This window comes from Nonomuraea antri (assembly GCF_013283785.1).
In the GTDB taxonomy this organism is placed as follows: domain Bacteria; phylum Actinomycetota; class Actinomycetes; order Streptosporangiales; family Streptosporangiaceae; genus Nonomuraea; species Nonomuraea antri.
The window spans coordinates 1-3,929 of the sequence record NZ_JABCPZ010000425.1 but is presented as its reverse complement, the minus strand read 5'-3'; the positions used below and the strand labels follow the sequence as shown (position 1 = coordinate 3,929).

The 3,929-nt window shown below is 70.9% G+C and carries 5 protein-coding genes; 3 read left to right on the top strand and 2 right to left on the bottom strand.

Annotated features, from left to right (window positions below):
* The first annotated feature begins 79 nt into the window (after positions 1–79).
* On the top strand, positions 80–892 hold the full coding sequence (locus HII36_RS53755; RefSeq protein WP_173531130.1) for a hypothetical protein: 813 nt from the start codon (positions 80–82) through the stop codon (positions 890–892).
* On the opposite strand, the gene HII36_RS53750 is transcribed toward HII36_RS53755, so the two are convergent.
* Together HII36_RS53750 and HII36_RS53745 are read right to left on the bottom strand one after the other, a co-directional pair.
* A complete protein-coding gene (locus tag HII36_RS53750) occupies positions 889–2,031 on the bottom strand; it encodes a transglycosylase SLT domain-containing protein (protein WP_217371098.1) in 1,143 nt (380 codons plus the stop codon). The genes HII36_RS53755 and HII36_RS53750 overlap by 4 nt on opposite strands.
* Positions 2,028–2,342: a hypothetical protein gene (locus HII36_RS53745; RefSeq protein WP_173531129.1), complete on the bottom strand. Its 315-nt coding sequence runs from the start codon at positions 2,340–2,342 to the stop codon at positions 2,028–2,030. Before HII36_RS53745 ends, HII36_RS53750 begins: the two co-directional genes overlap by 4 nt.
* Positions 2,343–2,430: 88 nt before the next feature.
* On the opposite strand from HII36_RS53745, the gene HII36_RS53740 reads away from it, so the two are divergent.
* Both HII36_RS53740 and HII36_RS53735 read left to right on the top strand, forming a co-directional pair.
* Positions 2,431–2,739, top strand: a complete 309-nt coding sequence (locus HII36_RS53740; RefSeq protein ID WP_173531128.1) for a hypothetical protein — start codon at positions 2,431–2,433, stop codon at positions 2,737–2,739.
* A gap of 5 nt (positions 2,740–2,744) precedes the next feature.
* Positions 2,745–3,929 (top strand): WXG100-like domain-containing protein (locus HII36_RS53735; RefSeq protein WP_173531127.1); only part of this gene is annotated, 1,185 nt, incomplete at its 3' end.

Here is a 3,929-nt window from a genome sequence, read left to right as displayed (position 1 = left end):
GGAGCTGGAGCGGCGCGCTCGGCCAGGCCCAGACCAACTGGCGCACCGCCGAGGACAAGAGCAAGGTGACCTACATCTGATGAGCCAGTACCCGCACCTGCCGATGGTGCCCTCGCCAGGTGGCGGCGGTCCGCCCGTCGCGCCGCCGCCCGTCCCGGCGGCCCCGCCGCCCGAGCCGATCGGGCCGAGGGTGCTGGCGCAGCTCAAGAACGTCGGACGAGTCTCGGCCTGGCTGGCCCCGGCCGTCCTCATCGCCGGCACCGCGATCGCCAACGAGCCCGGCATGGCCCAGGCGGCGGTGAACTGGAAACACGGCATCTCCGGCCGGCTGGACGACGGCGTCAAGCAGTTGCTGCCCCAGCTCGTCACGGCCTCGCGCAACGGCTGGATCGCGCTCGACCAGCAGGAGTTCGAGCGCGTCGTGTGGCTCTTCCACCGCGAGATCGGCGCGCTGCGCGGCGTGCTCGGCGACGTCGGCGGCATGGTCGACGAGGTCGCCGCGGGCTACCGCTCGTACTGGGTGAGCATCGCCTCGCTCGGCGCGACCACGCTCACGCTGCTGGTGTTCGCCAAGCGGCTGCAGATGTTGCCGCACACGAAGCTGTGGGGCGGCCTGCTGGAGAAGTTCGTGGCCTCGGGCACGAACGGCGCGGTGGCGGCGCTGACGCTCACGCTCGTGGCCGGCATGCGCGGCGCCGGCGACATCATGGCCACCGTGCTGAAGAAGGACCACCAGTTCGGCTTCATCACCCCGAACGGCGCCGCCGCGGTGAACTTCGAGCAGGCCAAGATCGATACCGGCAAGTACCCGTCGTTCCAGGCCCCGCCCAGGCCGGGCGAGGTGCCGCCCGGCCAGTTCGAGTGGGTGGAGCCGGACCGGAAGCAGGCCTAGTACGGCCGGTAGCCGCCGCCCCGCTCCAGCGAGGCGATGCCGGGGTGGCGGCCCAGGTCGCCGTAGCGGCTGTAGGTGTACAGGACGCCCGCGATGATGTTGTCCACCGGTTCCAGGATCTTCTTGTACCCGGGCAGGCTGTGGGCGTTGAACGTGGGCGGGATCGTCTGCATCAGGCCCTGCGACGGCACGCCGTTCTTGGCGTTGATGTCCCAGTTGTTGATCGCGCTCGGGTTGCCGCCCGACTCGTGGTGGATGATCGTCCAGATGCGCTGGACGTCCTTGGGGTCGTTCGGGTCCAGGTCGCTGACGTTCAGGCCCCTGGCGCGCAGCACCGCGGCCATCTCCGGCGACTTGATCACGGTGAGCGCCTGCTTGATCCACTCGACGACCTCGGCCTTGGGCGCCGGGACGTTGCCCGCCGACGACACCCCGCCGGTGTAGCCGTAACCACCGCCTCCGCCTCCGCCTCCACCGCCGCCCGAGCCGTTGGCCGAGCTGAGTGAGGTGCGGCCGTCCTCGATCGGCGTCCTGATCCATTCGACCTTCTTGTCGCCAGGGTCGAAGTCGGGGCCGCCGGGCACCGGGATGTTCGCGAAGAAGCCGAACTCGCCGTCTTCGCCGAGTTGCTTGGACAGGGCGCTCTTGGCGGTGCCCAGGTCCTTCTCGGCCTGGGAGACGATGGACTCCGCGGTCGTGACGCTGCCGCTGAGCACGGTCGAGCCGGCCATGCTGCTTTCGAGGTCGGCCTGCGAGGCGTCCGGGTTCAGCTTCTTGAAGTCGCGCTCGTAGCGGCCCTTGCTCTCGACCGCGTCGCGGTGCAGCCGGTCGATCTTGGCGTGTGCCTCTTCGAGGTTGTCGGCGGCGGTGTCGAGCGCGTTGGCGCAGGCGGTGACGGCCTCGCTCAGGCTCTCTCCGGCCCGCGGGTAGGCGCGCATGTGCCGCTCGAACGCCTCGGCGGACGAGCCCTGCCACGCCTTGTTCACCGCGCCGACGGCCTTGGTGAGCGAGCCGGTCTGCTTGGTGACGTGCCCGGCGGCCGTGCGCAGCGCGACGGCCAGGTCCCTGATCGCCTGCGGGTCGCCCTTGACCTTGGCCCGCAGCTTGACCAGCTTCTCCAGGTCGCCGGGGATGCTCATGCGCCGGACGCCTTCCCGGCCTTGCGCAGGTTCGACTCGACCTGGTCGATGGAGCGCTCGACGGCCGCCAACCGGCTCTGGCCGGACTTCAGCTCGCCCTTGAGCGCCTTCCACACCTTCTCGACCTGGTCGGCCAGCTCGCCCGCGCCGGTGAGGTCACCGAAGATCGAGCCGCTGACCTGCTCGGACGGCGCCTTGACGTCGGTGCCGGAGAACGCGTCGTCCAGGTCGAGCCTGCTCGCCACCCGGCGGGCCCGATTGCCGCACTCCTCCAGGGCGGAGAAGTGCACGTCGACCAGGCCGCCGCTCACCAGGCCCCCACCACGTTTGCTGCAAGATGCACGGAAATCGAGCATAGTGGACGGTAATGTCTGATGTCTGTGGGAGTGGAGTAAAGGGTTGGGTCAGGAGGGGACCGACGGCTACTACGCCGAGTTCGCCGGGCTGAAGCGCGGCGGAGAGGACGCCAGGGCCGAGGCCGAGCACGTGGCCGAGGTCTACCGGGAGCTGCTCGCCGCCTTCGCCGCCGCGCCGGCGAACCCGCTCGGCCAGGACCAGTACGCCGCCGAACTGGCCAAGACCTATCCCGCACAGCGGGACTCCATCTTCAAGGTGTTCGAGGCGTACGTCGACGACCTCGACGGCGTACGCGACGGGCTGGTCAACGGCGCCAAGCTGTACGAGAGCGCCGAGCGTCCCGAGGTCTGACCGGCGTGTGGCTCGACGGCATGGAGATCCCCGGCTGGCTGCGTCCGTGGGTGGGCTGGGTCGTGGGCAGCGACTGGCCCGAGGGCGACGAGCGGGTGCTGTTCCGGCTGGCCGACGCGCTCCTGCTGGCCGCGAACAAGGTGGCGGCCGGGGCCGACGGTGACGGCGTCCGGCTGGCCGACGGCGTACGGGGGAGCTGGGACGGCGACGCGCTGAAGGCGTTCGTCCAGCGGGTGGACCGCGAGGTGGGCGGACGCCGGGCCGAGCTGGTCGGCAGGCTCGTCACGCTCGCGCAGGGGCTGAACCAGCTCGGCGTCCAGGTGCAGTACACCAAGCGGATGATCAAGCTCGCCGTGATGCTGTTCGTGGTGCAGATGTTGTGGCTGGCCTGGGCGCTGGTGTCACCCGTCGGGGGAGTGACCGCGGTGGCGCTGTTCGGCGTGCGCGCGCAGGCGGCCAGGTGGACGGTACGCCAGTTCGCGCAACGGCTGATGCTGAACGTGGTGTTCTTCGGCGGCCTGATGGGCGGGATGGACCTGTACGTCCAGTCGTCGCAGTCGCGGCGCGACGGCATCGACTGGGGACAGGTGCGCACCTCGGCCGGGCTGGGCGCGATGACCGGCGGGCTGCTGACGGGGCTGGCCTGGGCGCTGCCGACGCGGTCGCTGTGGATGCTGATGGGGCAGTCCGGGGTGGCCTCGGCGGGGGCGACGCTGACGGCGGAGATCCTGAGCGGGCGGCCGATCAACTGGGAGACGGTGGCCAAGGGATTCACCTCCGGCGTGCTGGGTGGCGCGGACGCGCACTGGGCGTCCTGGTCCCCGCACGCCGCACGGACGGGTGACGGCCCGGCGGCGGCGCCGCACTCCGCGGGCCTGCACAAGTCGCCGGACTCCCCTCTCCCCGACGGCCCGGCACACCTTCCCGAGGGCAGCCGTCCTGAGGGCAGCCGTCCTGAGGGCCGTCATGAAAGCCGTCCTGACAGCCGCACCGAGAGCCGCGCCGAGAGCCACGCGCCGCAGCAGCACAAGAATCTGGCAGCGCACCCCTCCCCGGACCCGACCCACCCGAGCACGCCTCGGGACATCACCCAGAACCAGCCCGCACCCCACCAGATCACCCACAACCAGAGCGCACCCCATCAGGCACCCCACCAGGCCGCACCCCGGGGGATCGATCAGCTGATCAAC